The following is a 25,349-nucleotide window of genomic DNA, read 5'->3' as shown; positions in this document are numbered from 1 at the left end:
GACAACGCTTTGACGCGATCGCTTCCCCGCCAGGCGGGTATTTACCCGCCAGGGATAGTCATGCGGTCAGGAGGGGATACGCCGACCGACTCAGTCGACGTTTTCGGCGCTGTAGAGGATAAAGTCGACTTTACCGTCGGCATAGGTTTGCGGCTGGTAGCCGGACTCCAGATGGCGCAGCATCAGGTCGATCGCCAGCTGGGCGTGTTGGCGGGTGTTCTGATCGAGCGTTAACGCCAGACTCCCCTTCGCCAGCTGCTGCCGGGTGGTGTTGTAACGCTCATGGGTGATCCAGCAGACGTCGCCTTCGCGGCGGTGGCGGGCCAGCGCCTCGGCAATCTGGGTATTGCCAAGCCCGGTGTTATAGATCCCAACAATATTCCGGCTGCGGCACAGGGCTTGTTCCAGCAGGCGGGTGATCTGCTCCCGCCGCTCCTCACCCGCCAGCACGTCGCTGAGCTGCAGGTGGGGAAAGCGCTGGCTCAGCACCTCGCGAAACCCCTGAATGCGCAGGCGATGCGCGCTGTAATCTTGCCGGCCGCTGACCATCAGCACCTCGCCGGGCCGCGGCGTCATCCTCCCCAGCATTAACCCCGCCGTGCGGCCAGCCTGCAGCTGATTGATCCCCACGTGGCAGAGTCGGTCGGCGCCGGGCAGGTCCGTCGCCAGGGTGATCGCCGGGACGCCCGCCTCCCGGCAGCGGCGCAGCGCGTCGTGCACTGCGGGATGGTCATTGCCGAAGACGATGATCCCCTGACGCTGCTGGCAGCTGCGCACAATGCGCCGGGCCAGGGTCGTCGGCTGCGACTCCGGGACAAAGGTGCGGTGCAGGGTCAGACGGCGATAGCCGAGGCTATCCGCCACGGCGGCAAAATCCTGCGCCAGCTGGGGAAAGAAGAACGAGTCATTGCTGCTGAGAAAGACCTCAACCTGCCAGGGAAAGCGGTGCTCCTCCGGCAGGATCCGCTTCAGCCCCGCCTCGCGCGCCGCCTGCAGCACTTTGCGGGTGGTCTGCGGCGATACGCCGCCGCGTTCGTTCAGCACCCGGTCAACGGTGGCCACGCCGACGCCAATCTGTCTGGCCAGCACCGCCAGTGAAATGTTTTTCATCGCCCCTCTCTTCATGATGGAAATCCATCAAAACGGCAGTGTCAGTGAGTTTAGCAAACCGATTATGGTGGCAACGTCCCCTCGCCATTCTGGAGAAAAAAATGATCTGCAAACGTTTTGCCCTGGTAGGCAGTGGTTTTATCGGTCAGGTTCATGCCGCCAGTCTTGCCCGTCATGAAGGAAGTGCGCTGACGATGGTGGCCGATGCCGCCCCAGAGCGCGCCCAGGCGCTGGCCGCCCGCTATGGCGCCCGGGCGGTGACAGTGAGCGAGGCGATCCATAGCGACGCCATCGACGCGGTGCTGATCGCCAGTTCAACCCCGTCGCATGCCGAACTGCTGGAAGCCGCCGCCCGGGCGGGCAAGGCGGTCTATTGCGAAAAACCGATCGACCTCTCCCTGGCGCGCGCCCGTGAGGTGGTGGAGCGGGTGCTCCCCCTGAACGTGCCGGTGACTGTCGGCTTTAACCGGCGCTTCGACAGCAGCCATCAGCAGCTCCGCCGCCAGCTGGAGCAAGGGCTGATCGGCCGGGTCGAGCTGGTGCAGATGGTCTGCCGCGCCTCCACCATGCCGCCGCTCGACTATCTGCGCAGCTCCGGCGGCCAGATGCGCGATCAGGCGATCCACTTCTTCGATCTCCTGCGCTTTCTCACTGGCGATGAAGTGCGTACCGTGGCGGCGATGGGCGCGGCGCTGGCCCTGCCGGACATTGCCGAATTTGGCGATGTCGACACCTCCATCCTGATGATGCAGATGCGCGGCGGCGCGCTGGCGCAGCTGGACAACACCCGCCGCACCGGCCACGGGTATGATGAACGGATCACGCTGCTGGGCGCCGAAGGCGCGCTGGAGTCCGGTAGCCAGTCGCCGGCGGGCCCTACCCTGTGGCGCGGCAATCAGCGCATTGAGCCGGGCCTGTGGCCGGACTGGTTCAGCCGGGTACAGGGATCTTATTACCAGCATCTTGACGCCTTTATTCGCGCCCTGAATGGTGAAACCGTGGCCGATCTGCCCGGCCTGCTGGACGGCCTGCAGGCGCAGGCCATTGCCGAAGCGGCGGTTCAGTCCCTGCAGCATGGCCAGTTTGTCGCCGTCGACGACTGTCGCTGAGTGGTTGCGTGGCAACCGCCATCAGGCGCTGTACCAGCCTTTATGCCGGGCGGCGGCGACGCCTTGCCCGGCCTACATAACACAGGCATTAATCCGATTTAATATCAAACGGTTGCAGTAAAATCGTAGGCCCGCGCAAGCGCAGCGCCGCCGGGCAACAGACATCCGGCATCGTACGCGTCCTGGTGCCGGGCAATGGCAGACACGCTCGCGCTATCTGCAAACCAAAGCCCGGCCGGCTCCTTAGCGTTCTTCGTTAAACACCGCGCCCACCTGGCGCCGCACTTCATCCATCACCTGCAGATTCTGCAGCACCCGACTGAGCGGCCGCAGCGGCGAGTCCTGCAGCCCCTGCCCGATGCACCAGGCAAAATGCTCCGCCTGCCAGAACAGCTGGTCGTAGCGATTGCGCGGCTCTTCCCAGCGCAGCACCTGCCCGCCCTGGCTGGCGGCGAGCGTAAAGCCGCCGGGGGCGTAAAACTGACCGTCGATCGTCAGGGTCGCCTGGCGTCCGGCCACCACCGCCCCGCCCGGCGTGTTGCTGAACAACGTCGTGTTTAACAACCCCTGCATCCCGTTCTGCCAGCTAAACAGCATCGACGTCTGACCGTTAAGCCCCTCCGCCGTGGCGCTGCCGCGGGCGACAATCTCCTGCGGCATGCCGCCCACCATCAGCGCAAACGAGGTCAAATAGCTGCCGAGGTCCATCATCGGCCCGCCGGCAAGGTCGGCATTGAAGATGCGGTGGTCGGAGGTGAAATACTCGCCGTGATCGGCCAGCAGGGTATGCAGGTCGCCGAGCGCCCCATCCTCCAGCAGCTGGCGGATCACATCATATTTCGGCGCGTAATCGCACCACATTGCCTCCAGCGCCAGCTTCCCCTGGCGGGCGGCTTCGGCCTGCAGCTCACGCCCTTCGCCGAGGTTGAGCGCGAAGGGCTTCTCAATCAGCACGTGTTTACCCGCCTTCAGCGCCTGCATGCCGTCAGGAAAGTGATGGTTGTGCGGCGTCGCAATGTACACCGCATCAATATCCGGGCGCGCCAGCATCTCCTCCACCTGGCCGTAAGCCTGGGGGATCCCCCATTCCGCGGCCACCCGCTCGGCCTTCGCCTGGCTGCGGGAGGCCACCGCCACCACCTGCTGTCGGCTGTAGGTTTTCAATGCATGAACAAAGCGCTCGGCGATCCAGCCAGGACCGATAATGCCCCAGCGCAGGGAGGGAATGCTCTGCGCCGCCGGGCGGCGCGGGATCGGTAAGTGTGAGGGAAACATAGCGGCTCCTTAGTCTTTAACCACGTTCACCCAGCGGCGGCTGACCATCGAGGCTTCAATCGCCGACAGCACGCGCTGATTCTGCAAACCAAATTCGAAGTTGGGATAGCAGTCGCCCTCCCCGCAAATCCCCTGCACCAGGTCATGCACTTCGATCACCTTGACGTCAAAATAGCCCAGCCCACCGCCGCCAAAATCGAAGCCGAAGAAGCCGGCATAGGCCGGGATCTGGCTCCCGGCATACAGCGTCTTAAAGCCGCGGTCGTGTTTATCATCGTTGAAGCGATATACCTGCAGTTCGTTAAAGCGCTCCCCGTCCATATACAGCGTGCCTTCGGTGCCGGAAACCTCCCAGAACACGCCGAAGATCCGCCCGGCGGCGATGCGCGAGGCCTCAATCACTCCCGCCGCGCCGCTGTCGAAATTGACCAGGCACTGAACCTGATCGTCATTTTCTACTTCCCGCCACTCGGCATCGGCCGCGACCCGGCTGGCATACCCGGCATCGCGCTGCGGCACCGGACGCTGGCGCAGGCAGGTTTGCGCGCTGGCGGTCACTTCGCGGATCCCGCCCAGCAAAAACTGGGCGACCGACAGGGTATGGGCGCCAAGGTCGCCAAGCGCCCCGCTGCCGCCGAGGGTTTTCGAGCAGCGCCAGGACCAGGGCAGGTTAGGGTCGTTATAAAACCCCTGATCAAAGGTGCCGCGAAAGCGCACCGGTTCGCCAATATCGCCCCGGGCGATAATCTGCTTTGCCAGCAGTGCCGCCGGCGTTTTGATGTTGTTAAAGGCCACCATGGTCTTCACCCCCGCGCGCCGTGCCGCCTGCGCCATCTCCTGCGCCTGCTGCTCGTTGACCGCCAGCGGCTTCTCGCAATAGACATGTTTACCCGCCGCGATCGCCGCCATCGCCATTGTGTAGTGCAGATGGTTCGGCGAGGTGATATCCACCACATCAACCTGCGGATCGTTTACCAGCTCGCGCCAGTCGCCGTAGGCCTTTTCCGCCCCCAGTTTCGCCGCATGGCGTTCAGCCAGCGCCTGATCCTGATCCGCCAGCGCGTAGAGATGCGGGCGCTTCGGCAGATCGGGATAGAACATGGCCGCGCGACGGTACGCGTCAGCGTGTGCCTGACCCATAAAACCCGAGCCGATAAGACCGATATTTAACCGCGCGCTCATGCTGCGTGCTCCTCTGACGGTGAAGGGGAAGATAAATGGTGCGCCAGCCAGGCATAGGCGCGGCGGGCGGTGGCCAGCGGCGGCGCCATCGCCGGGTCCTGCTCGGCTTCGATAATCAGCCAGCCGCGGTAGTCACTGCGCCGGACGAAGTCGAGGATCGGCGCATAGTCGATGCAGCCGTCGCCGGGGATGGTAAACAGCCCGGCGCGCACCGCCTCGTTAAAGCTCAGGTTTTCACGATACAGACGCCCCAGCACCTGCGGACGGACGTCTTTCAGATGCAGATGGCGGATACGGTGGCCATATTTTTGCAGCACGCGCGGGATCTCGACCCCGGCGACAAAGGCGTGTCCGGTATCAAACGCCAGCCCGACGTTGTCATGGGTATGGGACAGAAACCGCTCCAGCTCGTCATCGTGCTCCACCAGCATCATCAGATGATGGTGATAGGCCAGCTGGAGGCCATAGTCGCGCAGCAGCAGGTCGGCAAAGGTATTTAGCTTGTGGCAATACGCCGCCAGGCTGACACGGCTTAACGGCGGCGAGAGTGAAATAGGCTCATCAAGCGGGGTTTCACCCGGCAGTTGCCCGCACTCGCCGTAAACCATCACCCTCGCGCCGAGCTGCCGGAGGAGCTGCGCGTGCTCCCGCACCGCCTCCAGCTCCGCTTCCACGCTGCGCTCGGCCAGCAAGCCGCTGTACCAGCCGGACGCCAGGCGCAGGTCAGCCGCCGCCAGCAGCGGGCCCAGCGTCTCTGCCTGGCGGGGAAATTTCCGTCCTAACTCAATGCCCTGATAGCCCGCCTCCCGCGCCTCGCGCAGGCAGGTATCCAGGGGGATATCGCCGCCTAAATCCTCCAGCACATCGTTGGTCCAGCACAGGGGGCTCACGCCCCACTGCAGATGCTCTGTCGCCATCTTGTTCTCCTTTTCACCCTGTGGTCTTGTCTGGCGTCACTATAAGCAGGCGACGACCGACGATGAAAACGGAGAAATGATGGAAATCCATCATTGCGCTGGCGATATATCCGCTATTTCAGGTAACCCTGAAAAATAAATGGAAATAATGCTTGCCGCCGGCTTATTTTGCGGCTAAAAATTACTGGCTTAATAACCCGCTTCAGAGGTTATCCCTTTCATTCGAAATATGATGATAGCAATATGAAAAAAACTCAACACCGCACCGGCGCGGGCTTTAGCCGCGCGCCCAGGCCGGGCCTGCTGTTATTTGCGTAAGTGACAAATAGTCACTTTTAAAACATCAATTACTTAACATTCTCTCTGCAATAATATGACATGCAGCGGGAAGGTACAGTGATAAATAAAATCAGGGTAATGATGTTTTACCAATAAATAACCCATCTCCTTCCTGCTAGTTATTTATCAGGAATGGCTGCGGTTATATTTATTCTGACGCACCGGGAGAATGCACCAATGTGTATCAACCTTTATGACCATGCACGCCGCTATCGCGATGAGAAACAATAAGATGAATAAGACCTGGCTTTTCACCACCCTCACCCTGGCGCTGGTCGCCGCCGCGCCGGCCCACGCCATTAGCGCGAAATACCGGGAACAGCTTGAACGTTCCGGCTGCACGCAGATGACCGACGGGACCACCTGCGATATTCATAAAACCAAAGCCGAGAATGCCGCCGCCGCGCAGCAGGCCAGCAGCGGCTTCGGCCCCTGGGTGGGCACCTGGTATGTTTATACGGAGTATGGCGATAAAATTGATGAGATTGTCGTCACCGCTAAAACGGTGAAAACCCATGGTCATCTGGTCGAGGCGGCGAAAGCCAGCCAGGGCAAACTGACTTTCCGGGTGAAAAGTTCAGCCTTTACCCTCAACGACGCCTTTAACGGCAGCTGGACAAACGGCAGCCAGCGCGGCTCCCTGCAAAAAGTGCAGTAATCTCTCCGCCCCTGCCGTCCGGCGGGGGCGGAAAGCCGGGTGCGCTAAGGCTTAAAATCCAGTAGCGGATGGTTAAAGATCTGGTAGACCCCTTCGCTGGCAAAGGGCGGGAAGGTCGTGCGCAGTACCGCATCGGTCACTACCGCGCAGAACGCCGGATCGCCCCCCTCCTGCTGCAGTCCGGTCAGTTTTGCACTGCGGTTAAGCGACAGCCGCACGGAGCATATTTTCCCCTGGTAGCGTGCGCTGTTGGGCAATTGAACCATAACCGCCTCTCTGAGCGTGAAGGCGTAGCGCATCAGTTGGTCCTGCGTGGCTTTGCCCGGCGGCAGTGTGTGCGTATCCGGGGCCGCGGCCCGCTGCTGCATCTGGCGGATCAGTTCCTCCTGCGTCGGATGCTTCTCCTTCGCCGCCTGGCAGCCGCTCAGCAGGCTAATAGCCGCCGCGGTCATGAGGGCAATACCAAATTTGCTCATAGCGTCTCCTTGCGAAATGGTCACTATTGTCGCGCGTCTGGCCACGGCAAAACATCCCGATAAATAGCGGTTAGCGGTTCATAAAGCAGGGCAAAAGACAGGATGGGGATAATGCAGGGAGGACCTCCCGGCGCAGGCCGGGAGGGAGTGCAACGGATTACTTCTGCGGACGCATGGCCGGGAAGAGGATCACGTCGCGGATGGTATGGCTGTTGGTAAACAGCATCACCATGCGGTCGATACCGATACCCAGACCCGCGGTCGGCGGTAAACCATACTCCAGGGCGGTGACGTAGTCTTCGTCATAGAACATCGCTTCGTCATCGCCCGCCGCTTTGGCGTTCACCTGATCCTGGAAGCGCTGCGCCTGATCTTCGGCATCGTTCAGCTCACTGAAACCGTTACCGATTTCACGGCCGCCAATGAAGAATTCAAAGCGGTCAGTGATTTCCGGGTTGACGTCGTTACGGCGCGCCAGCGGGGAAACTTCCGCCGGGTATTCGGTGATGAAGGTTGGCTGAATCAGATGCGCTTCCGCCACTTCGTCAAAGATTTCGGTGACGATACGTCCCAGACCCCAGCTTTTCTCTACCTGAATACCGAGAGATTCCGCCAGCGCTTTCGCCGCGTCGAAGTTATCCAGATCCGCCATGTTGGTTTCCGGACGGTGTTTCTTGATTGCTTCGCGCATGGTCAGTTTTTCAAACGGCTTACCGAAATCAAACACCTGGTCGCCATATGGCACTTCGGTTTTGCCCAGCACCGTCTGCGCCAGGGTGCGGAACAACGACTCGGTCAGTTCGATCAGGTCTTTGTAGTCAGCATACGCCATATACAGTTCCATCATGGTGAACTCTGGGTTATGGCGTACCGAGATCCCTTCATTACGGAAGTTGCGGTTGATTTCAAACACGCGTTCAAAACCGCCGACCACCAGACGTTTCAGATACAGTTCCGGCGCGATGCGCAGGTACATATCCAGATCCAGCGCGTTGTGATGGGTGATGAACGGACGGGCGGACGCCCCGCCAGGGATCACCTGCATCATCGGGGTTTCGACTTCCATAAAGCCACGAGCCACCATGAACTGGCGCATGGTCGCGAGGATCTGCGAACGGATACGGAACGTATGACGTGACTCTTCGTTGGCGATCAGATCCAGATAGCGCTGGCGATAGCGGACTTCCTGATCCTGCAGGCCGTGGAATTTATCCGGCAGCGGGCGCAGGGCTTTGGTCAGCAGACGCAGCTCGGTGCAGTGAATAGAGAGTTCGCCGGTTTGCGTTTTGAACAGCTTGCCGCGGGCGGCGATGATATCGCCGAGGTCCCATTTTTTAAACTGTTCGTTGTAGACGCCTTCCGGCAGGTCATCGCGCGCCACGTACAGCTGAATGCGGCCGCCGACGTCCTGAAGAGTGACGAAAGAGGCTTTGCCCATCACGCGGCGGGTCATCATCCGGCCAGCCACCGCAACTTCAACGTTCAGGGAAGCGAGTTCATCGTTATCCTTCGCATCGAATTCAGCATGCAATTGGTCAGAGGTATGATCGCGACGGAAGTCGTTGGGGAAGGCTACGCCCTGCTCACGCAGTGCAGCCAGTTTTTCGCGACGAGTTTTCAGTTCATTATTAAGGTCAATGGCCTCATCGGCACCTTGTGCTTGTTGTTCAGACATATGGATTCCTCATAACCTTGCTTTCAAACTAGCTTCGATAAATTGAACCAGGTCACCCTTCCGCGCGGCCTGTCTCTGGGAAGACACCAGAGCACAATCTTAACGATCCTGGATTCACTCCAAGCTGATCTCACTCAGCTATGGCTTCAGTAACGGTATTTTTTATCGTTGGCCTCCGCGCATGCCAGAATATCCTCCTCCTGTTCACTAAGCTGTGCAAGGAGCGACTTCGCGCTCCGCTGTTGATGTCATGCCCCCGGTCGCGCTGCGCTTATCGGGGCTACGAATAGCGGCCCGGATAAGGCGTTTACGCCACCAGCCGGGACGAGCGTCAGGCGCCGCCGCCGGTAACTTCACCGGCAGCCGCACGGCGTTTGCCCACACTACAGGCCGCGGCAAAGGCGATAACGACCATCACCGCCACGCAGCCGAGGGTCCATTCGCCCATCTGCGAGAAGAAATGTTGATAGGCAGCAATCGCCGTGTCGCTAATTTGCGATTCGGTGGTTTGCTGCGCCACCACGCCCGCCAGCCAGTTGGCCACCGCGCCAGTGGCCAGCATATAGATCCCGGTCAACACCCCGGTGACGCCGGGCATGTTCAGACGGGTGATTTGCGCCATCGCCACCGGGTCGATAAACAGTTCGGCAAAGCCCATCATCGCCAGCCCGGCGACCATCATGCCCATCGAGGCCTGGCCGTCAGCCGCGCCGTGGCGGGCATTGAGCGCCAGCAGCATAAAGCCGCCGCCCATCAGCAGCAGGCCGAAAGCGAATTTCAGCCAGACGCGCAGCACCGAACGCACGCTGCCTTCCGGGCGCATCAGCCACGCCAGCACCACGCCGGCCGCCATCACCGCCACCGCGTTGACCGACTGGAACAGCGCGGTTGGCACGTCCCAGTTCAGCAGGCGACGATTGACGAAGTGGTCGATAAACAGGCTAATCGAGCTCCCGCCCTGCTGCGCCAGCACCCAGAACAGCGTTCCTGCGAGCATCAGCAGGACGATCTGCCACAGCGCGCGACGATGCTCCGGGGCTTTGATCATGATCCGCGCCACCATCTGGGCGGCGAACAGGCAGACGATCGCCAGCAGATAGCCGGACCAGTTGTTTTGCAGCAGCAGCGTGAAGAACACCGGCGCCAGGCACAGCATCACCAGCAGCCAGCCCCAGGTCGGCAGCACAAATTTCACTGCCCGCAGCGCCGGTTTATCGACGCCGCGGGTATGCCGGAAATGGCGGCTGCCGCTTAAGAAAATCATCAGGCCGATAAACATGCCGATCCCCGCCAGCGCAAAGCCGATATGCCAGCCGTACCACTGCGCCGCCAGTCCGCAGGCGATGGGCGCGGCGATCGACCCGACGTTGCCGGCGGCGTACAGCAGCGAGAAACCGCCGTCGCGACGCGGGTCGTCGTGAGCGTACAGTTCGCCGAGCAGGCAGCTGATATTGGATTTGAACAGGCCGTAGCCGCAGATGATGATCGCCAGCGCGACGTACAGACTCCATGCGGAGGTCGACTCGACGCCCAGCACCACGTGGCCGAGGGTCATTAACAGCGCCCCGGCAATCACCGCCGTGCGGTTGCCGAGCAGGCGGTCGGCAAGCCAGCCGCCGAGAATAGGGGTAACGTAAACTAAAGATGCGTAGGCGCTGAACAGACTGATGGCATGGCTGTCGTCAAAGCCAAGCTGGTGGGTGAGATAAAGGATGAGTAAGGCACGCATGCCGTAAAAGCTGAAGTACTCCCAGATCTGGATCGCAACGATGTAGTAAATCGCGCGCGGCTGTGAGGGTGTTTTCATAGGTTCTCCTTGCAGCGTGAAAAAAGGGAAGTGGCAAGCCACTTCCCTGGTGTGCGTCTATTACTTGTTGTTTTCTTCTTTCAGCACTTTAACGGTGTAACGACCATCCGCCTGACGATAGGCGCCGTGGATATCGGTTTCGAAGCCCGGGTAGTGGGCGCCGATTTCGCACAGCATCTGCAGGAACTCCAGCACCGGGCGGCTTTCTTCGGTGATCATTTCACCCGGCATCACCAGCGGCACTCCCGGAGGATACGGCAGGATCATGTTGGCGTTGACGCGGCCGACCATCTCTTCGAGATAAACCTCTTCAGTCTGACCGTGCAGCTCTTTCTGGAACGCGGCATACGGGGTCATCACCATCGATGGCAGCACTTCAAACGCGCGGAACATCAGGTCCGGCAGGTTGTGATGCTCAATCAGTTTGTGAATGTTCTGCGCCAAGTCCTGAATACGCATGTTTTCATAGAATTCAGGATCTTCACGGTACAGCGACGGCAGCATGTTTTTCACCCGCAGGTTCAGGTCGAACGCGCGTTTGAAGTCGGTCAGCGCACGCAGCAGGCTCAGCGCTTTGGTTTTGTCGATACCGATGCTGAACAGGAACAGCAGGTTGTACGGACCGGTTTTCTCAACCACGATGCCGTGTTCGTCGAGATATTTCGCCACGATGCTCGCCGGAATACCGAAGTCATCCATGGTGCCGTCTTTCTTCATCCCCGGCGTCAGCAGCGTGACTTTGATCGGGTCGAGGTACATGTGCTCGTTATCGATGTTTTTGAAACCGTGCCATGCGCTGTCGGAACGCAGCGGCCAGCATTCAGGACCATCGATATGCTCCGGCTGCCAGACGTCGAAGAACCAGCCGTCAGACTCGCCTTTCAGACGTTTGATCTCTTTACGGAACTTGATGGAACGTTCAATAGAGCCGTCGATCAGACGCTTACCGGCGTTACCCTTCATCATCGCCGCCGCGGTTTCGGTGGACGCCACGATCCCGTAGTGCGGGGAAGTGGTGGTGTGCATCATGTAGGCTTCGTTGAAGGTCTCTTCGTTTACGTCGCCTTTCACGTGGATCATCGACGCCTGGGAGAATGCCGCCAGCAGTTTGTGCGTGGACTGGGTTTCGTAGATCACTTTCCCTTCGACGCGGCCGCCGCTCATCCCGCATTTGCCTTCATAGATCGGCGAGAAGTTGGTGTAAGGGACCCATGCGGAGTCAAAGTGGATGGATTTCACATCCAGGGTTTTCTTGATGAAGTCGGTGTTATACAGCAGACCATCATAGGTTGAGTTGGTGATCACCGCGTGTACCGGCCAGGTCGCATTCGGCGTCTCTTTCACACGCTTGGCGATAGTCGCGTGCTGAAATTCGCTCTGCGGAATACCGCCGAGGATACCGTAGGCGTTACGGGTCGGACGGAAGTAGATCGGCGTAATGTCGCTCATCATCATCAGGTGAGTCAGCGATTTGTGGCAGTTACGGTCAATCAGCACGGTGCTGCCGGCCGGCGCGGAGTACATGCCGACGATTTTGTTAGCAGTAGAGGTACCGTTGGTCACCATGTAGCTGCGTTCTGCGTTAAAGACGCGAGCGATATACTCTTCCGCTTCTTTGTGCGGGCCGCTGTGGTCCAGCAGGGAACCCAGTTCAGAAACCGAAATGGAGATATCGGATTTCATGGTATTCGGGCCAAAGAAATCATAGAAGATGCTGCCTACCGGGCTTTTCTGGAACGCGGTACCGCCCATGTGGCCAGGGGTACAGAAGGTGTATTTGCCTTCACGTACATATTTGAACAGCGCTTTGGTCAGCGGCGGCAGAATGGTGTCGATGTATTCGTCAGTGTTCTGTTTGATTTTGTTCGCGATATCTTCCGCAGCGCCCAGCGCATATTCGAAGAAGCGAACCTGCATGCGCAGATCGTTCAGGCTAACGTCCAGAGTCGAGTAGGTGTTAGCGAACGCGTACAGCGGCATGTACTCGTTCATTTTGCTGATTTCTTCGCACAGTTCGAGATTGTATTTATCCCAGTCGAAGATCACGCCGCACAGACGAGAGTTGTTTTCGATAAGTTTTAATAAGTCGTCACGGTCGTTCGGGTAGACAATACGGAAGTCCAGGCGTTCGAGAGCACGATGCAGTTCACGGATGGGTTCTTCTTTGAAGTAAACACCCATGTGATTCATGATTGCAATAACGTTCATAGTCAAATCTCCAGATGTAGAAAGCCCCTCCCGTCGCGTGATGACAGGTGATGGAAGGAGCCTCAGGAAAAAGGGTTACTGATTAGTGCGCGTTAGCGGGGCTGTTGTTATCCGTTGCGTTGTTCTGGCGCTGGTGCATTTTGCGACCGTAGAACATCAGGATAATCAGGCTAACGATAAAGGTGCCGGCCAGTTCGAAGGAGCTTGCGCCCATCAGCGCGATGAAGCAGAACACGCAACCCAGTACCGAACAAATCAGGCTAACGAAGTTACGAATGTTGATGCCTTCGAAACGAATCAGGTCAACACAGGAGTAGAAGTAAGGCAGCATGGTCAGCAGTACCGCGATACCGGTCAGTTCGCCGAACAGGTCAGAAGCTTTACCACCGGCGGAGTTCATCAGGGTAATCAGCACCATCAGCGCGGTCATTTTCACCGCCGCCAGCAGCAGGCCTTTTTTCGGGATACCGTTGCTATCGACTTCGCCATACACTTTCGGGAAGTTACCGTCGTTGGCGGCACGTACACCGGCCTGGCCAACCAGCATCATCCACGAGCCCAGAGAAGTCAGGCAAGCGAAGGCAGTGAAAGCGGAAACCATCGGAGCAGCCCAGCCGCCGAGAATGGTAGAGGCGCTAATCGCGAACGGCGCACCGGACGCGGCCATCTGAGAAGCAGGATACATACCGGCGATAACCTGAGTCGCGGCGATATAGACGATACCGGCCATCGCAGTACCCAGCATGGTTGCCAGCGGTACGGTACGTTTCGGGTTTTTCACCATCCCGGTACTCACGGCGGCGGATTCGACGCCAACAAAGGCCCACAGGCAGAGCAGGATACTTTTAATGACCGCGTGGCTATCGGTGGTGCTGGAGGTGTTCCAGTTCGCCTGATAGGTGGCGACATCAAACCAGTGCCAGCCGACAACCGCGGTCATGACCACTGGAATAAGCACCAGTACCAGACCAATAGTGGTCAGACGGCTGACCCAGGTCCCGCCGAGCATATTAACGAAAGTAAAGATCCACACGATGGCAATACAGGCAATACCTGCTGGCACCGGGTTATTTAAAATTGGGAAGAACGTTGAGAGATAAGAAACTGCGGTAATCCCGATGGCCAGGTTACCAATCCAGTTTGCATGATAATAAAGCACACCGGTCTGGAAACCGAATGCGGGAGATATTTCCCCGGCGTAGGCAATTGGACCACCCTGTTGCGGGTTCTTAGTGGCCAGTCGGGCATAAACATAAGCCAGAGACATCGCACCAATAATTGAAATTACCCAGCCCCAAATGGCAATACCACCGATGCTGGCCAGGTTCGCAGGTAATAATGCAATACCGCTCCCCATCATATTACCGGCGACGACACCGGTACAGGCAAATAGCCCGATCTTCTTGGCAGAACTCATGGTTGTTTTTCTCCTAAGTTTATTTGGGAGGTACAGATCATGATACAGAACCATTAATTGACCCGACCAACTGCCAACAAGATTACTGATTTGTACGAGATAAGTCCTAAAGATAAAGTGAAATAACAACAAACATCAGACAAATGATATTTTGACCTTTTTCGCTTAACATATAAACATGACAACAGGGTGTCAGAAAAAGATAAACATCGTTTAGTTACATGGAGTTAGAGTGGGATGTGAGTGTTACTGAAGTGTTATTCAAAGCCTCCTGAATGCTAAATACAAATAACAACCAGAGGCTTCATGAGAAACATAAATTTAACCTCATCATGCCCAAAACCTTGCGCATGATGAGGGTTTACTTATTCTGAAGAGAGGAAATTGTCGAGATACGGTACCACCCGATTAACTGATGTCTGGAAAACACCGTTTTCAATCCAGTACAGGGTATCCCCGCCGGGCCGTAAATTAAACGCGGTGATGTAAGAATCGGCAGCCAGTCGGTTCTCTCCTTTCATCTCATAGACTTTGCCTAACAGCACATAATTCAGCCACGACATCTCTAAATCAATCGCACTGTTAATCGCGGTATTCGCTTCGTCGACTTTACCCTTACCCAACGAATCTACCGCTTTTATTTGATAATAAATCGCCATGTCTTTAATACCCGGCATCTCCCCTACCCGCTCAACCTCACTGTAGAGGGCAGCTAGCTGTTTATCGTCCAGCGGCTGCTGCGAATGGCGTAATACATCCACCAGCGTTTTTTCGGCATAGGCGTAAATAAAATCCGGCGCCCGCTTAATCACATCATCCAGCAGGCTACTGGCTTTACTTAATGAATCAACATCGCCCTTCATTAACAGCTGATGCGACTGGTAGAAATAGGTTAACGCCACGCTCTGCGAGGGCTGATATTGCCTGAGCATCGCCTGCATCCGCGCCGGCCACGGTTGCGTCAGGGCATCCGACAGGCTGTTCATCAGATCGTTCTGAATGGTCAGCTGGTTGTCGTTGGTCACAAAGTAGCGTTTATCCAGCATCGTCGAGCTGTCGGCGTTATCCACCAGCTGGACCGACATAAAGCACTGCTGCGCCCGATAGTGGCGCTGATTGACGAACTCAATGGTCAGCGTTTTCCCGGAGCTGCTCGGCTCATTGATGTTGTAGTCCGTTTTGTCATGCACCATAAAGGTCGAGAAGGTGTTCAGCGAGGTGGTGATCAGGCTGGCCAGGCCGACCGCGTAAGAGTGCTGCGACGACCAGTTGGCGCAGGAGTTACCATTGACCAGGTGGATATCGATATCGCGCGGATTGAGCAGCAGGCGCGCCTTGTTGACCGGCGGCCGCGACTCCATGCTCGACAGCGCCACCAGCGCCACACAGGTGCCCAGCGCCAACAGGAACAGCCCCCACACCAGGGCGGTGGTGAGGCGTTTGCGGGCCGATGGCGCGCTGGCGACAGCGGGAGCCGCCGCTGGCGCTGTCACCGGCGCGGTAAGATCGGCGGAGGAGTCGGGGGCTTCTGGCGGCCCACCGGCAGCCGGTGGCACGGGAATAGCGGTCGACGACGAAGGCGTCAGCGCCTCCATCTGCGGGGCGAGTTCCTCCCCCTCCTCGGTGCACCAGATCACCGGCACCGTGAGCTTATACCCCCGTTTGGGTACCGTCGCGATGTACTCAAGGCTAACGTCGTCGCCGTCTTTGAGCGACTTGCGCAGTTCGGAAATACTCTGCGTGACGACGTGGCTGGTCACAACGTTCCGGGTCCAGACGTTTTCGATAAGCTCGTCCCGGCTAAGCACTTCCCCCGGATGGCGGGCAAAAAAGACCAGAAGATCGATTAAACGCGGTTCAAGGGTAAGCTGGCGCCCCTTCCTGCTGATTTGGTTTACAGAGGGGGTTACCAGCCATTCACCGACGCGAACAACAGGTTGTAGCATACAAGAAAGCCCCAGACAAAAAGGGAAAGGCGCGATGATAACACATTTGTCCTACCTATTTTTGCCAGGGGTCACTCCCTCAGGCATTAGGTCAGAATTGGCTTTTTATCAACAATAAAAAGCAATAATTCATTAACATCGTGATCATGAAATTTATATATAGCGATAAAAACGCATTTCCGCTGCCGCAATTGCCTAAGGCAATTCCGATGGCAGAAAAAAAATGAGCCCGGAGGCTTAACGCGCTCCAGGCTCAATGCGTCGCGCGCCGCTACGGCACGCTTTTAAAAAGGTTATTTATACACTTCCGCTGTGGCTTCGAAGTTTGGACCATGCTCGCGCGCGGCGGTAATCACGTAATATTTTCCGCCTTTCTCATCGGCCAGCTTAGAGAGCTGATCGTGCAGATCGGAAGGTGAAGAGAACTCGCCACCGGACGGCCCTACCGAGATCGGTCCAACCTTGGTCAGTTTGAAGTGTTTCACTTCTTCTTTGGTGATCAACTGTGCGGCGGACGCGCCAAATGCAACGGCGGAAAGGGCTAACGCGACTATCACTTTTTTCATCCTGCAATCTCCTTGGAATTAGCCTTCAGTCAGGCTCTTTCAGTATAGACGGCGATTTACTGAGCGTGCTACCGATGCGCTTATTTTTCGGCCGAAGCGTTCAGTAACGCGGCGGTACCCCTTCCGGGCGAGTCTTAAAACGCCGGTGCAGCCACATATATTGCTCGGGCGCCATCAGGATGCACTGTTCGATAATCTGATTCATCCAGGCCGCCGTGACCTCGGCGCTCGCCAGCGGCGGCGTGCGCTCTGGCGTCAGAGAGATCAATTCATACCCCATGCCGTTGGGCTTGCGCCGCGGAACAAACGGCACAATCGTCGCCCCGGACATTTTCGCCAGCATCCAGGTGCCGGTGGTGGTCGCCGCCTGCTCGACGGCAAACAGCGGGGCAAAAACGCTGCTGGCCGGGCCGTAATCGTGATCTGGCGCGTACCAGAGGATCTCCCCCTCTTTCAGCGCCCTGACCATCCCTTTCAGATTTTTTCGATCCAGCATGGTCTTGTTCGAACGCAAGCGTCCCCAGGTCTGCAGCCAGTCAATCAGCGGGTTATCATTGGGCCGGTAGACGCCAATGCCCGGGGTAAACATGCCATACATTCGCGCCCCCATTTCGAGGGTCAGAAAATGAATACCGATCAGTAAGATGCCCTGCTTTTGTTCCAGAAGCTCCACCACCTCGTTAACGCCGCTGGTCTCGGTCCAGCGCGCCACCCGGTGCGTCGGCCAGAACCAGGCCATGCCGGTCTCCATCAGCCCCATGCCCAGCGATTCAAAGTTTTTCACCAGCAGCGCCTCGCGGTCGGCGGCGCTCATCTCGGGAAAGCAGAGTTCGAGATTACGTCTGGCAATCCGCGCGCGGCTTTTCATCACCCGCATTGCCAGCCGCCCAAGCGCCGTTCCCAGACGGTAGATCACCGGATACGGTAATTGCACCAGCAGCCACAAAAAGCCAATTCCCAGCCACAACAGCCAGTAACGCGGGTGCAAAAGCGCGCGGGAAAATTTGGGTAAATTTGACATAGTAATCCTGTTAATTCACTCAATAATAGCTGAGCAAAAACCGCGAAATAAAGTAGCGGATCCTGCATGTTATATTTTTCCAATTCGTGCGGTAATACTCAGACACAAAGGGCGTTATTATACGTCGCTCCTTGAGTAATTTCAGCCCTTGCGATGACGGCTACTCTATTATTAGGCAGATCGCGTAAAATTTCCTGTTTAATGCATAAATAAATAAACCTAACCTCTACGGCGCGGCCGATTGTCGATAAAATCGCCAGTACATTTGCCTCAGCCTCTCGACCAGTGCCTCGTTTACTCACGCTCTATTATGGCGATAGCAAACGCAAACAGGCCGTTCAGCCCGGTCTGATATGGCCAGCATGCGGTTATTTGTGACTGGGGCAAAGGTTAAGCATCGACATTGCGGATCCTTTTCCCAGATATGCTACGTTTACAGCGCTCATTCGACGCAAGTGCCTTTGCCGACGTCGCCGCTTTCAGAAGCCATAGTGAGAAGGAACTATGACAATGAATTATCAATTAGTGAAGCAAGTCAGAGAAAATAGCCCATTAAGAAAAAGCTTCATTGACCTTGCCGTTAAGACTTTTGATCTGTCTTTTGAAGAGTGGTATCAGCAAGGTTACTGGACCGACGCCTATATCCCCTACGCCTTTGTCGAACGCAATAAAGTTATCGCTAACGCCTCGGCCAATATCATCGACCTGCGCTGGCAGGGCGAGCCCCGGCGTTATATTCAGATTGGCACCGTGATGACCGAACCGGACCACCGTAATAAGGGATTAGCCGGCCAGCTTATCCATCACATCCTGCAGGACTGGCAGCAGGAGGCGGACGCCTTCTTTTTATTCGCCAATCCCACCACGGTGGATTTTTACCCCAAATTTGGCTTCACCCGCAGCGAAGAGCATCAATATATTATGCCGGTTTCCCCGCGAGCCGGTGATTTTCGTAAACTGGATATGGACAGCGCTGACGATGTCGCCCTGCTCCGCCATTACTATGAAAAATCCAACCCGTTCTCACCGCTGCGGGTGGAGCATAACTTTGGCCTGCTGATGTTTTACTGCTCAGCCTTTATGAAGCATTTTGTTTATTACTCGGCAAAAAATGAGGCAGTGGTCATCGCCATGCAAAACGGTCCGGTGCTGATCTGCTTTGACCTCTTCTGCGAGGAGGGTAAGAGCCTGTCGACGCTGGTCAACGAACTGGCCGATGACCATGTTTACCAGGCCATCCTCGGTTTTACCCCTAATGAAGACCGGCTCGGCGAGTATGAGAAAATAGAGGGAGAAGATATCCTCTTCGTCTATGACCAGAAGGAAAACCTGTTTAAAGACAGGAAGTTGATGTTTCCTTTACTGGCGCATGCCTGACGACGCCACGCCGTCAGGCCGATCAGTTATAAGTCACCACGAAGGTCGCGCTGGCGTTCGCCTCGCCCGCAGTCACTGCGGGCTGCGTCTGGATATAGCGGGCCTGATAGGATAAACGATAGTTCGTCTGACTGCCTTTATTCCCGGACCAGACCTGGCTCACCTGGTTTAGCGGCACCAGCGCGCCGCCGGCGCTGAGGATTTGCACGCCAAGTCCGGATGCGCCTTCAGGTTGGTCATCGATTTTAATCACCTCGTTGGCGGCGACAGCGCTGTCCACCGTCGCGTTAAACTGCATAAACACGCTGCCGACATTTTCACAGTTCGTCAGGTTGATGTTAAAAGGAACCGGGGCGGTGGTGCTGTTGAGCCCGGTAAACGCGGTTTTGTTATGCCGCCCGAGGAAGACGTTAATGTTTTTACTGTCGTCAGTAATCTTGCAGGTGGGTGATTTGACCTGAATACAGAGCCCACTGACGCTAAAGCGCATCGCCTGTACTCCGCCAAGATAAATATCACCAAGGTAATCGTTAAGGCAATACTCGCCCGGCGGCGGTAGACCGCCGTTATCGGCAATCCGCCAGAAATAGATGGTCGGTTTTTTATTTTCCGCCTGAAATGCGCGCTGGCCGGAAAATACCGGCGCTGAGGGCCAGGCCGTGAACAGGGGATCGAAATTAATGCCATCCTGTTCCCCCATCTGGAAGCTGTAGCCAATGCCCGGCAGGCGGTCGATGCTGTAGATATCCCCGGGCTTGCCGTCTCCCGCCGGGCCGACCCGTGAGCCGCCGATGCTCTGAAACCCGCCGGGCTCGCTGCCGCTGCAGGCGATCTCCCAGCGTTCGTTATTAGTGATAATCATCCCTCCGTAGCTGTATAGCAGGGAGCCGATGGGGCGATTGCTGACGTCAAGGTTGATACTGGCCTGGCTGACGTTCACTGAATACTCGATAGTTTTGCCACTGACCATCTGGCACGCTGCCGACAGCGAGGCGCAGTATCCGCCGGCCAGCAGAAGCGGTACCCCTGATGCGATGATTTTTTTCATATTACTTCTCCTTTATTCCCGGCCGGCAGACCTGATGCGGCGTACCGCGGCTAACCTGTTGCGCCGCGTCGCCGCGGATGGCATAGGCCAACCGGCAGCGTTGCCCGCTGCGTTCGCCCCATACTACCGAGACGCTGCCGTCGGCCTGCGGCACCCGGGCATACAGCAGCCCGCCCTGACCGACGGCGCCAACCGCCCGACCGCTGTCGTCAAACACCTCCGCGCCCAGCGGGGGCGCCGCGCCATCCGGCAGCGTGACATGGGCAAACCAGGGATAGCCGGTACGCGTGACAAATTTGACCTTCACCGCCGCGCCCGAATCGGGCACCACCGTCGTGCTGCTGGAGACAATCTCCACATGGTCGTTCAGACCCTGCGGATCGAGATCCAGCCAGTTATCGGTAAAGGGATCGAGGTAAGGGATGATCGTAAAACCCTGGCGGTTTATTGGCTGTCCGAGGCGGTTTGCCACCCGAGCGCCCGCCGCGCCGGGCGCTTCCACAATGGCGAAAGTTTCCCCCAGTTCGGGGGTGGCGGTCATTCCGCCCTGATGCGCCACCAGGGCGCCCGATGCCCCCAGCGAGTACTGCTGCTGGTGGCGACCGGCGCTGGCGCTGGCATTCAGGTACGCATAATCCGTACGCAGGCTACCGTTGCCCCCAACGCTGGCCTCGTGCGGGTTCTCCCGCGGCATGTCGTAGCTGGCGGTCAGGCCATAGCTAAAGGCATTTTTCTCGCCAGCGCTGCCGGTATAGCTGGACTGCAGCTGGCTGCCGTAGTTCTTATCATGGTTAAAGCGGGTAGTCAGGCTGCCCGCCAGCCCGAACGGCAGCGAAAAGGAGACGCCCACCACCTGATTATTGCGGTGATGAATATCCTGACTCTGCTGGGCGTACAGGTAGTAATTGAGCTGGCCATAGCGGTTGGCGTACCCCAACTGATAGGAGCGCCAGCGGTGGTGGTGGACATCCTCGCTCCAGATTCCGTTAAACGACAGGCTGCCGCTGCCGGCCTGCTGAGACAACGTCGCGCTGTAGCGGGTCATCTCCCGCCAGTCGTTGGGGTAACGGTCGTGCTCCCGGACGGCGTCGCGAATGGAACGATAGTTGCCGTCGTTGCTGTGGCTCATCGAGACCAGCATCCGCGTATCGGACGCGAAGGATTTTGATGCGGATACCCGCCAGCGATACCCCTCCTGCCAGCCGCGTTCCCTGCCCTTCGCCGCAGAACGGGAAAGATCGACCGCCAGCGCCCCCCAGTAGGTATTGAAGGCGCTGCCGACCAGCGTCGAGTAATAATCCGTCGTCGCGTTGGCGCCGGTATAGCCGCTGACATAGTCATTGAAGCCGTACTGCGCCGTGGCTTCGCCAAATCCCGGCCGCCCGGCGATCCCGTCCTCATCCAGATAGCCCAGCGACAGGTCATAGTAGACCGCGCCTGCCCGCACCAGGCCAGGCAGCGCGGCGTACGGCACGGTAAAGGTCTCCTGACTGCCGTCCGCCTCATGGATCGTTACCTGTAAATCGCCGCCGGCGTTGGTGGGATAGAGATCGTCAAAGGTGAATTTGCCCGGCGGAACCGTGGCCTCGTACAACAGGGCGCCGTTCTGGGTGACCGTCACGCGGGCATTGGTGCGCGCCACGCCGCTAACCGACGGCGCAAAGCCGCGGCGGGAGCCCGGCAGCATGCGCACATCGGTAGCCAGCCTGCCGCCGATAAAACTGACGCTGTCAAAGAAGGTTCCGTCGGTCCATCCCTGACCCAGCCGTAACGTGGACGCCCAGTTCACTACACTTCTCTCAGCCCAGGTGGCAATGCTATCCCAGTGTGTATTCCCCTCCTGCGCCTGGTAGCTGGACTGGTGATGTAAACGCCAGCCAAAGGCGCGCAGGCTGGCATCCAGCCCGAGATAATGATGGCTGCTGCTATCCCCGTCGACGATGCTCTGATAGCTGTTGGCCTGATAGCGCAGCACTGCGGCGGGCACGCCGCTATCCACCTTCTTCAGGTTCACCGCCCCCCGATAATGGGGTTGCAGTAGCGCCTGGGGCATATTCACCCGCAGGACGTTTTCCCCGCTGTCATACTCCCAGCCGATCGCCTTATTGATCTGCGAAAAGCGCAGGCAGGTGGCCGCCGCCGGCCACTGGGCATCCTTCAGCTGCAGGGCGTCGAACAGCGAGGGCGAGATGCAGGGCTCAAGCTGGCCATCGTGTTCCTGGATAACAAACGTTTCTTCCGCCAGGTCCCGGCCATTCACCGAGAGCGTGCTGCGATACTGTCCGGCGTGCAGCGGATTACCGTATTGATATTTCTGGAGATCAACCTGCGCGGCGCCGTGCAAATGGGCGCGGTTAAAACTAAACGCCTCTGCCGCCCATGCCTCCTGCCAGGGAAGGAGCAGCATCAACCCAAACTTGATCTCCCTGAGTTTCATAATAATGTCCTTACTGAGGATAATTATGATTCACTACCGCGCCGTAATCATTGATGGTGGTGAAGCTGAATTTCTCCGGCAGCGTACGCAGCGCGACCCCTTTAAGCGCGATCTCCAGCGAGGAAAAAGGGGCGACCATGCCAGCGGACTGTTTTTGTCCGTTAAGGGTGATGCTGTCGATGGTGATATAGCGCGATGAGGCATTGCTCACCCGCAGCCCATTGCCCGTGGGAGCCAGCGCCCAGCGCAGGGCATTCTCCGGCGCCATTTTTTCCGCCGCCACGCCTGCCGGACGGTAAAACAGCTTGATACGCGACCGTATCGCGAGCTGGAGGTAATTGATTGCCGTGCCGTTTTTCGGCTCAGGCGGGATGTCCAGCAGATTAAACCAGAACAGCGACTCCCGATCCTGCGGCAGACGGCTGCCGTTGAACACCAGGCGCCAACTCTGGCCCTTTCCCGGCTCGATACGCACAATCGGCGGCAGCACAATAAACGGCGCCGAATCTTTTTCCGGTTGATTTTGCACGCGGCCATCGTCGACCCAGACCTGCGTCAGAGAGGGGGTCTCCCCCATATTGGTGGCCCGGACGGCGATCTCTTTTTTGTCGCCGGGAAAAATAATCCGTGTGCCGTCAATAACCATGCTGGCGTCCGCCGAGGGTAAAATGCAGGACAGCAGCCATGCCAGAACCATACGCCGCATATTCACCTCCTCCTTGCCGGGTGGATAAACGGCCCCTGAGCGGGGCCGTGGACAGGGTTTACGGATAGACCACCGTAAAGTTGACGTAGGTAGCGACTTTTCCAGCCGTAGCGGCGTCGGTCGCATAGTAGCGGGCATAGAAAGGCAGCGAGGCGGAACCATCCTGCTCAGCCACCGCCACCGGGATCACGTCCGGGCGAGCAATGGTGCCGTCTGCAGCGACCGCCGGGCTCTCCGCGAGGTTAATCGGCGTAAACCGGGTGTTCAGCAGTTCCACATCGACGTTTTCTGCTTCCGTGCCGTCAGACAGGGTATTTTTTAGTCGGCCCTCCGTGGAAACGTATTGATCTTTCTCGAAGTACACCGAGACATCAGCCCCTGGGGTGCAGCTCGTCAGATCGATGGTGAAAGGAACCACGCCCGCCGTCTCACCCGCGCTGCTGAGCGCTGAACGCTGGACCGTCGGCAGGGTCACCGTCTTATCTTTATTCACTACCGTACAAGTATTTTCGATGACTTCACCATTAAAGGTGACTTTGCCATCAGCAGCCTGTGCCGCTACCGGAGAAAGCATCATCATCACCACGAAAGATGCCATTCCTCTGCTGTATTTTTTCATATTCACTCCTCATCACCACGCTTATGGAGAATCGTTCAGGAAATACCCCTGGCGTACTTTATACGTACAATTTATTAATGCTCATTCCATTGGATTAACCAGTTATCTTTTAACCCCTTCCCTGCACTGACATCCTACTCACTTCATTGTTTATTATTCAAATTCGCCACCAGGACCATTTCTAATTTTTATAGAAAAGTCTTAACACCACTCTGAAAAAGAAATAAAACAAATGCGCAATAAAAGCACAACTTATTGTAAATAAATGATAATTTTTATTATATGTTTTCCATAAAATATTCGCAAAATGCGATCTAAATATCTCACCCTCATTATTAACCACCTCCTCCCACGTTCTCCCCCCTCGATTGAAAGCGCAGGGAGTATGTTATTTCAGACGGGTATTCTCTACAGTAAATTGTCGAATCAGGCAGGACAGCATGCACAGCGTATTTATGCCAGGAGGTCATTATGTTGATCTGCATTGCGGATTCAGAATATTTTAATATTGCGCTGAAGGCGTATATTAATGAACCAAACAGCAAGCCTCTGGATATTAAAGAAATGCTCTGTTACCCGTTTAGCGGACAGAGTGAGATGTTCTATACTTTTTTTGCGACCGATGCCGGAGCCCGGTTAAGCACCATCCTTATTGATTACAGCAGCGTCAGCATCGAAGTACTGCAGGTCGCGCTCAGTTTAAAATCGTTTAATCCCCTGATCCGGATCTTTATTTTTGCCAAATCAGGCTACCCGTTGAGCGAGCTCGAAAGCAGCCTCGCCATTGTGCTTGGCGCAGAGTTCATCACCAGTTTTGCCGGGCTCAGTACGGCGCTTGCCCGCGCTCCGCGCTGGACGTCGCCCCCCGCCGACAAGCTCTATATCGCCATACCTGACAGCTATAACCTGACCCGTAAGGAAACTTTTTTAATCAGCCTGTTGATGGGGGGAATGCCGTTGTGTCACGTGGCCAGCACCATGCAGCTCACGATCAAACGGGTCTACTACTACCGTTCACGCGTCCTTAGCAAGCTGGCGGTGAAAAATAACGTGGAACTGATGAACAAAGTTCAGGGGATGGTGTTGCGCCACTACCGACAGGAGACAGGCCATGAAATCGTATCTCTACGCTAAAAATCGCCTCATGTTGATTATCCTGAGCTGGCTAAGCGCAGACGAGGCGTTGCCATCTCGTCACGATTTCCAGCAGACTGAAGCCATCCTCAGCACCCTGCATATACCGTATGTGCTGAAGTCTGACCTTGATCAACTGAGAGCTACGCTACAGCCATTACTCGCCACACCCGGGCCGCAGGCCTGTGAGGTAGGCGCTTTTCTCAGCGCCCTGTTGGCGCTGTATACCCGGTTAACCGAATATACCGCCGTCGAGCACTATCTGCTCTCCCGGCACCTCTGAGTGACATGCTGCCAGGGCAGGAAGACGCCGCGCGCCTCC

21 protein-coding genes are annotated in these 25,349 nt (G+C 57.2%); 5 read left to right on the top strand and 16 right to left on the bottom strand.

Features of this window, described 5'->3' with window-relative positions; genetic code table 11:
• Positions 1–90: 90 nt before the first annotated feature.
• Positions 91–1,110 carry a LacI family DNA-binding transcriptional regulator gene (locus N438_RS15410; RefSeq protein WP_032691136.1) on the bottom strand — a complete coding sequence of 340 codons (1,020 nt, stop codon included), beginning with the start codon at positions 1,108–1,110 and terminating at the stop codon, positions 91–93.
• A gap of 101 nt (positions 1,111–1,211) precedes the next feature.
• Between N438_RS15410 and N438_RS15405 the strand changes: the two genes are divergently transcribed.
• On the top strand, positions 1,212–2,219 hold the full coding sequence (locus tag N438_RS15405) for a Gfo/Idh/MocA family oxidoreductase (RefSeq protein WP_012542555.1): 1,008 nt from the start codon (positions 1,212–1,214) through the stop codon (positions 2,217–2,219).
• A 243-nt stretch (positions 2,220–2,462) separates the two neighbouring features.
• On the opposite strand, the gene N438_RS15400 is transcribed toward N438_RS15405, so the two are convergent.
• Genes N438_RS15400 through iolE form a run of 3 tightly spaced genes read right to left on the bottom strand, consistent with a single transcriptional unit; the run spans position 2,463 to position 5,593 of the window.
• Positions 2,463–3,494 (bottom strand): Gfo/Idh/MocA family oxidoreductase, encoded by a 1,032-nt coding sequence (locus N438_RS15400; protein ID WP_032734910.1) that lies wholly within the window; start codon positions 3,492–3,494, stop codon positions 2,463–2,465.
• A gap of 9 nt (positions 3,495–3,503) precedes the next feature.
• The gene (locus N438_RS15395; protein ID WP_023297162.1) at positions 3,504–4,676 is read right to left on the bottom strand and encodes a Gfo/Idh/MocA family oxidoreductase; all 1,173 of its coding nucleotides are present in this window, start codon (positions 4,674–4,676) and stop codon (positions 3,504–3,506) included.
• Positions 4,673–5,593, bottom strand: coding sequence for a myo-inosose-2 dehydratase (gene iolE / locus N438_RS15390; RefSeq protein WP_008805488.1), 921 nt, complete (start codon positions 5,591–5,593; stop codon positions 4,673–4,675). The genes N438_RS15395 and iolE overlap by 4 nt, the downstream gene beginning before the upstream one ends.
• A 571-nt stretch (positions 5,594–6,164) precedes the next feature.
• On the opposite strand from iolE, the gene N438_RS15385 reads away from it, so the two are divergent.
• Positions 6,165–6,590, top strand: a complete 426-nt coding sequence (locus tag N438_RS15385; protein WP_032736131.1) for a hypothetical protein — start codon at positions 6,165–6,167, stop codon at positions 6,588–6,590.
• Positions 6,591–6,634: 44 nt separating this feature from the next.
• Here N438_RS15385 and N438_RS15380 read toward each other — a convergent pair whose 3' ends face one another.
• The 8 genes from N438_RS15380 to N438_RS15345 all read right to left on the bottom strand — a co-directional run bounded on the left by N438_RS15380 (position 6,635) and on the right by N438_RS15345 (position 17,706).
• On the bottom strand, positions 6,635–7,066 hold the full coding sequence (locus tag N438_RS15380; protein ID WP_012968783.1) for a cell envelope integrity TolA C-terminal domain-containing protein: 432 nt from the start codon (positions 7,064–7,066) through the stop codon (positions 6,635–6,637).
• Between the two features lie 157 nt (positions 7,067–7,223).
• Positions 7,224–8,741 carry a lysine--tRNA ligase gene (gene lysS, locus N438_RS15375; RefSeq protein WP_004202393.1) on the bottom strand — a complete coding sequence of 506 codons (1,518 nt, stop codon included), beginning with the start codon at positions 8,739–8,741 and terminating at the stop codon, positions 7,224–7,226.
• Positions 8,742–9,072: 331 nt separating this feature from the next.
• Positions 9,073–10,548, bottom strand: coding sequence for a dipeptide permease DtpD (gene dtpD / locus N438_RS15370; protein ID WP_012542563.1), 1,476 nt, complete (start codon positions 10,546–10,548; stop codon positions 9,073–9,075).
• 60 nt (positions 10,549–10,608) lie between these two features.
• Positions 10,609–12,756, bottom strand: coding sequence for a lysine decarboxylase CadA (cadA, locus tag N438_RS15365; RefSeq protein WP_012968785.1), 2,148 nt, complete (start codon positions 12,754–12,756; stop codon positions 10,609–10,611).
• Between the two features lie 82 nt (positions 12,757–12,838).
• Complete coding sequence (cadB, locus tag N438_RS15360) at positions 12,839–14,173, bottom strand: cadaverine/lysine antiporter (protein WP_008805484.1); 1,335 nt, start codon at positions 14,171–14,173, stop codon at positions 12,839–12,841.
• A gap of 365 nt (positions 14,174–14,538) precedes the next feature.
• Positions 14,539–16,119 carry a lysine decarboxylation/transport transcriptional activator CadC gene (gene cadC / locus N438_RS15355; protein WP_022064709.1) on the bottom strand — a complete coding sequence of 527 codons (1,581 nt, stop codon included), beginning with the start codon at positions 16,117–16,119 and terminating at the stop codon, positions 14,539–14,541.
• Between the two features lie 293 nt (positions 16,120–16,412).
• A complete protein-coding gene (locus N438_RS15350; protein ID WP_002892402.1) occupies positions 16,413–16,685 on the bottom strand; it encodes a DUF1471 domain-containing protein in 273 nt (90 codons plus the stop codon).
• A 100-nt stretch (positions 16,686–16,785) separates the two neighbouring features.
• Entirely contained in the window at positions 16,786–17,706 is a 921-nt protein-coding gene (locus N438_RS15345; protein WP_008805482.1) for a Kdo(2)-lipid IV(A) acyltransferase, read from the bottom strand.
• 510 nt (positions 17,707–18,216) lie between these two features.
• Between N438_RS15345 and N438_RS15340 the strand changes: the two genes are divergently transcribed.
• Positions 18,217–19,083 (top strand): GNAT family N-acetyltransferase, encoded by an 867-nt coding sequence (locus N438_RS15340; protein ID WP_012542565.1) that lies wholly within the window; start codon positions 18,217–18,219, stop codon positions 19,081–19,083.
• Between the two features lie 22 nt (positions 19,084–19,105).
• Here the strand turns inward: N438_RS15340 and N438_RS15335 are convergent, their stop codons facing one another.
• The 4 genes from N438_RS15335 to N438_RS15320 are packed head-to-tail and all read right to left on the bottom strand — an operon-like array spanning position 19,106 to position 23,893.
• On the bottom strand, positions 19,106–20,131 hold the full coding sequence (locus N438_RS15335) for a fimbrial protein (protein WP_008805480.1): 1,026 nt from the start codon (positions 20,129–20,131) through the stop codon (positions 19,106–19,108).
• 1 nt (position 20,132) lies between these two features.
• Entirely contained in the window at positions 20,133–22,568 is a 2,436-nt protein-coding gene (locus N438_RS15330) for a fimbria/pilus outer membrane usher protein (RefSeq protein ID WP_063106188.1), read from the bottom strand.
• Between the two features lie 10 nt (positions 22,569–22,578).
• Positions 22,579–23,274 (bottom strand): molecular chaperone, encoded by a 696-nt coding sequence (locus N438_RS15325; RefSeq protein ID WP_008805478.1) that lies wholly within the window; start codon positions 23,272–23,274, stop codon positions 22,579–22,581.
• Between the two features lie 58 nt (positions 23,275–23,332).
• A complete protein-coding gene (locus N438_RS15320; RefSeq protein WP_012542568.1) occupies positions 23,333–23,893 on the bottom strand; it encodes a fimbrial protein in 561 nt (186 codons plus the stop codon).
• Between the two features lie 471 nt (positions 23,894–24,364).
• Between N438_RS15320 and N438_RS15315 the strand changes: the two genes are divergently transcribed.
• Entirely contained in the window at positions 24,365–25,027 is a 663-nt protein-coding gene (locus tag N438_RS15315) for a LuxR C-terminal-related transcriptional regulator (RefSeq protein ID WP_008805477.1), read from the top strand.
• Entirely contained in the window at positions 25,005–25,310 is a 306-nt protein-coding gene (locus N438_RS15310; protein ID WP_022064705.1) for a hypothetical protein, read from the top strand. Before N438_RS15315 ends, N438_RS15310 begins: the two co-directional genes overlap by 23 nt.
• Positions 25,311–25,349: the final 39 nt, after the last annotated feature.

The organism is Klebsiella sp. GL120222-02, from assembly GCF_003097195.1.
GTDB classification, from domain to species: domain Bacteria; phylum Pseudomonadota; class Gammaproteobacteria; order Enterobacterales; family Enterobacteriaceae; genus Klebsiella; species Klebsiella variicola.
The sequence above is the reverse complement of the archived record's forward strand: the minus strand, read 5'-3'. Positions and strand labels throughout refer to the sequence as shown.

What these genes read in the sequence shown, in the direction of transcription:
- N438_RS15405 (WP_012542555.1), top strand. Translation starts at nt 1,212, where the DNA reads ATGATCTGCAAACGTTTTGCCCTGGTAGGCAGTGGTTTTATCGGTCAG.
- N438_RS15385 (WP_032736131.1), top strand. Translation starts at nt 6,165, where the DNA reads ATGAATAAGACCTGGCTTTTCACCACCCTCACCCTGGCGCTGGTCGCC.
- cadC (WP_022064709.1), bottom strand. Translation starts at nt 16,119, where the DNA reads ATGCTACAACCTGTTGTTCGCGTCGGTGAATGGCTGGTAACCCCCTCT.
- N438_RS15315 (WP_008805477.1), top strand. Translation starts at nt 24,365, where the DNA reads ATGTTGATCTGCATTGCGGATTCAGAATATTTTAATATTGCGCTGAAG.
- dtpD (WP_012542563.1), bottom strand. Translation starts at nt 10,548, where the DNA reads ATGAAAACACCCTCACAGCCGCGCGCGATTTACTACATCGTTGCGATC.
- N438_RS15310 (WP_022064705.1), top strand. Translation starts at nt 25,005, where the DNA reads ATGAAATCGTATCTCTACGCTAAAAATCGCCTCATGTTGATTATCCTG.
- N438_RS15410 (WP_032691136.1), bottom strand. Translation starts at nt 1,110, where the DNA reads ATGAAAAACATTTCACTGGCGGTGCTGGCCAGACAGATTGGCGTCGGC.
- cadB (WP_008805484.1), bottom strand. Translation starts at nt 14,173, where the DNA reads ATGAGTTCTGCCAAGAAGATCGGGCTATTTGCCTGTACCGGTGTCGTC.
- lysS (WP_004202393.1), bottom strand. Translation starts at nt 8,741, where the DNA reads ATGTCTGAACAACAAGCACAAGGTGCCGATGAGGCCATTGACCTTAAT.
- N438_RS15330 (WP_063106188.1), bottom strand. Translation starts at nt 22,568, where the DNA reads ATGAAACTCAGGGAGATCAAGTTTGGGTTGATGCTGCTCCTTCCCTGG.
- N438_RS15345 (WP_008805482.1), bottom strand. Translation starts at nt 17,706, where the DNA reads ATGTCAAATTTACCCAAATTTTCCCGCGCGCTTTTGCACCCGCGTTAC.
- N438_RS15325 (WP_008805478.1), bottom strand. Translation starts at nt 23,274, where the DNA reads ATGCGGCGTATGGTTCTGGCATGGCTGCTGTCCTGCATTTTACCCTCG.
- iolE (WP_008805488.1), bottom strand. Translation starts at nt 5,593, where the DNA reads ATGGCGACAGAGCATCTGCAGTGGGGCGTGAGCCCCCTGTGCTGGACC.
- N438_RS15395 (WP_023297162.1), bottom strand. Translation starts at nt 4,676, where the DNA reads ATGAGCGCGCGGTTAAATATCGGTCTTATCGGCTCGGGTTTTATGGGT.
- N438_RS15340 (WP_012542565.1), top strand. Translation starts at nt 18,217, where the DNA reads ATGAATTATCAATTAGTGAAGCAAGTCAGAGAAAATAGCCCATTAAGA.
- cadA (WP_012968785.1), bottom strand. Translation starts at nt 12,756, where the DNA reads ATGAACGTTATTGCAATCATGAATCACATGGGTGTTTACTTCAAAGAA.
- N438_RS15320 (WP_012542568.1), bottom strand. Translation starts at nt 23,893, where the DNA reads ATGAAAAAATACAGCAGAGGAATGGCATCTTTCGTGGTGATGATGATG.
- N438_RS15380 (WP_012968783.1), bottom strand. Translation starts at nt 7,066, where the DNA reads ATGAGCAAATTTGGTATTGCCCTCATGACCGCGGCGGCTATTAGCCTG.
- N438_RS15400 (WP_032734910.1), bottom strand. Translation starts at nt 3,494, where the DNA reads ATGTTTCCCTCACACTTACCGATCCCGCGCCGCCCGGCGGCGCAGAGC.
- N438_RS15335 (WP_008805480.1), bottom strand. Translation starts at nt 20,131, where the DNA reads ATGAAAAAAATCATCGCATCAGGGGTACCGCTTCTGCTGGCCGGCGGA.
- N438_RS15350 (WP_002892402.1), bottom strand. Translation starts at nt 16,685, where the DNA reads ATGAAAAAAGTGATAGTCGCGTTAGCCCTTTCCGCCGTTGCATTTGGC.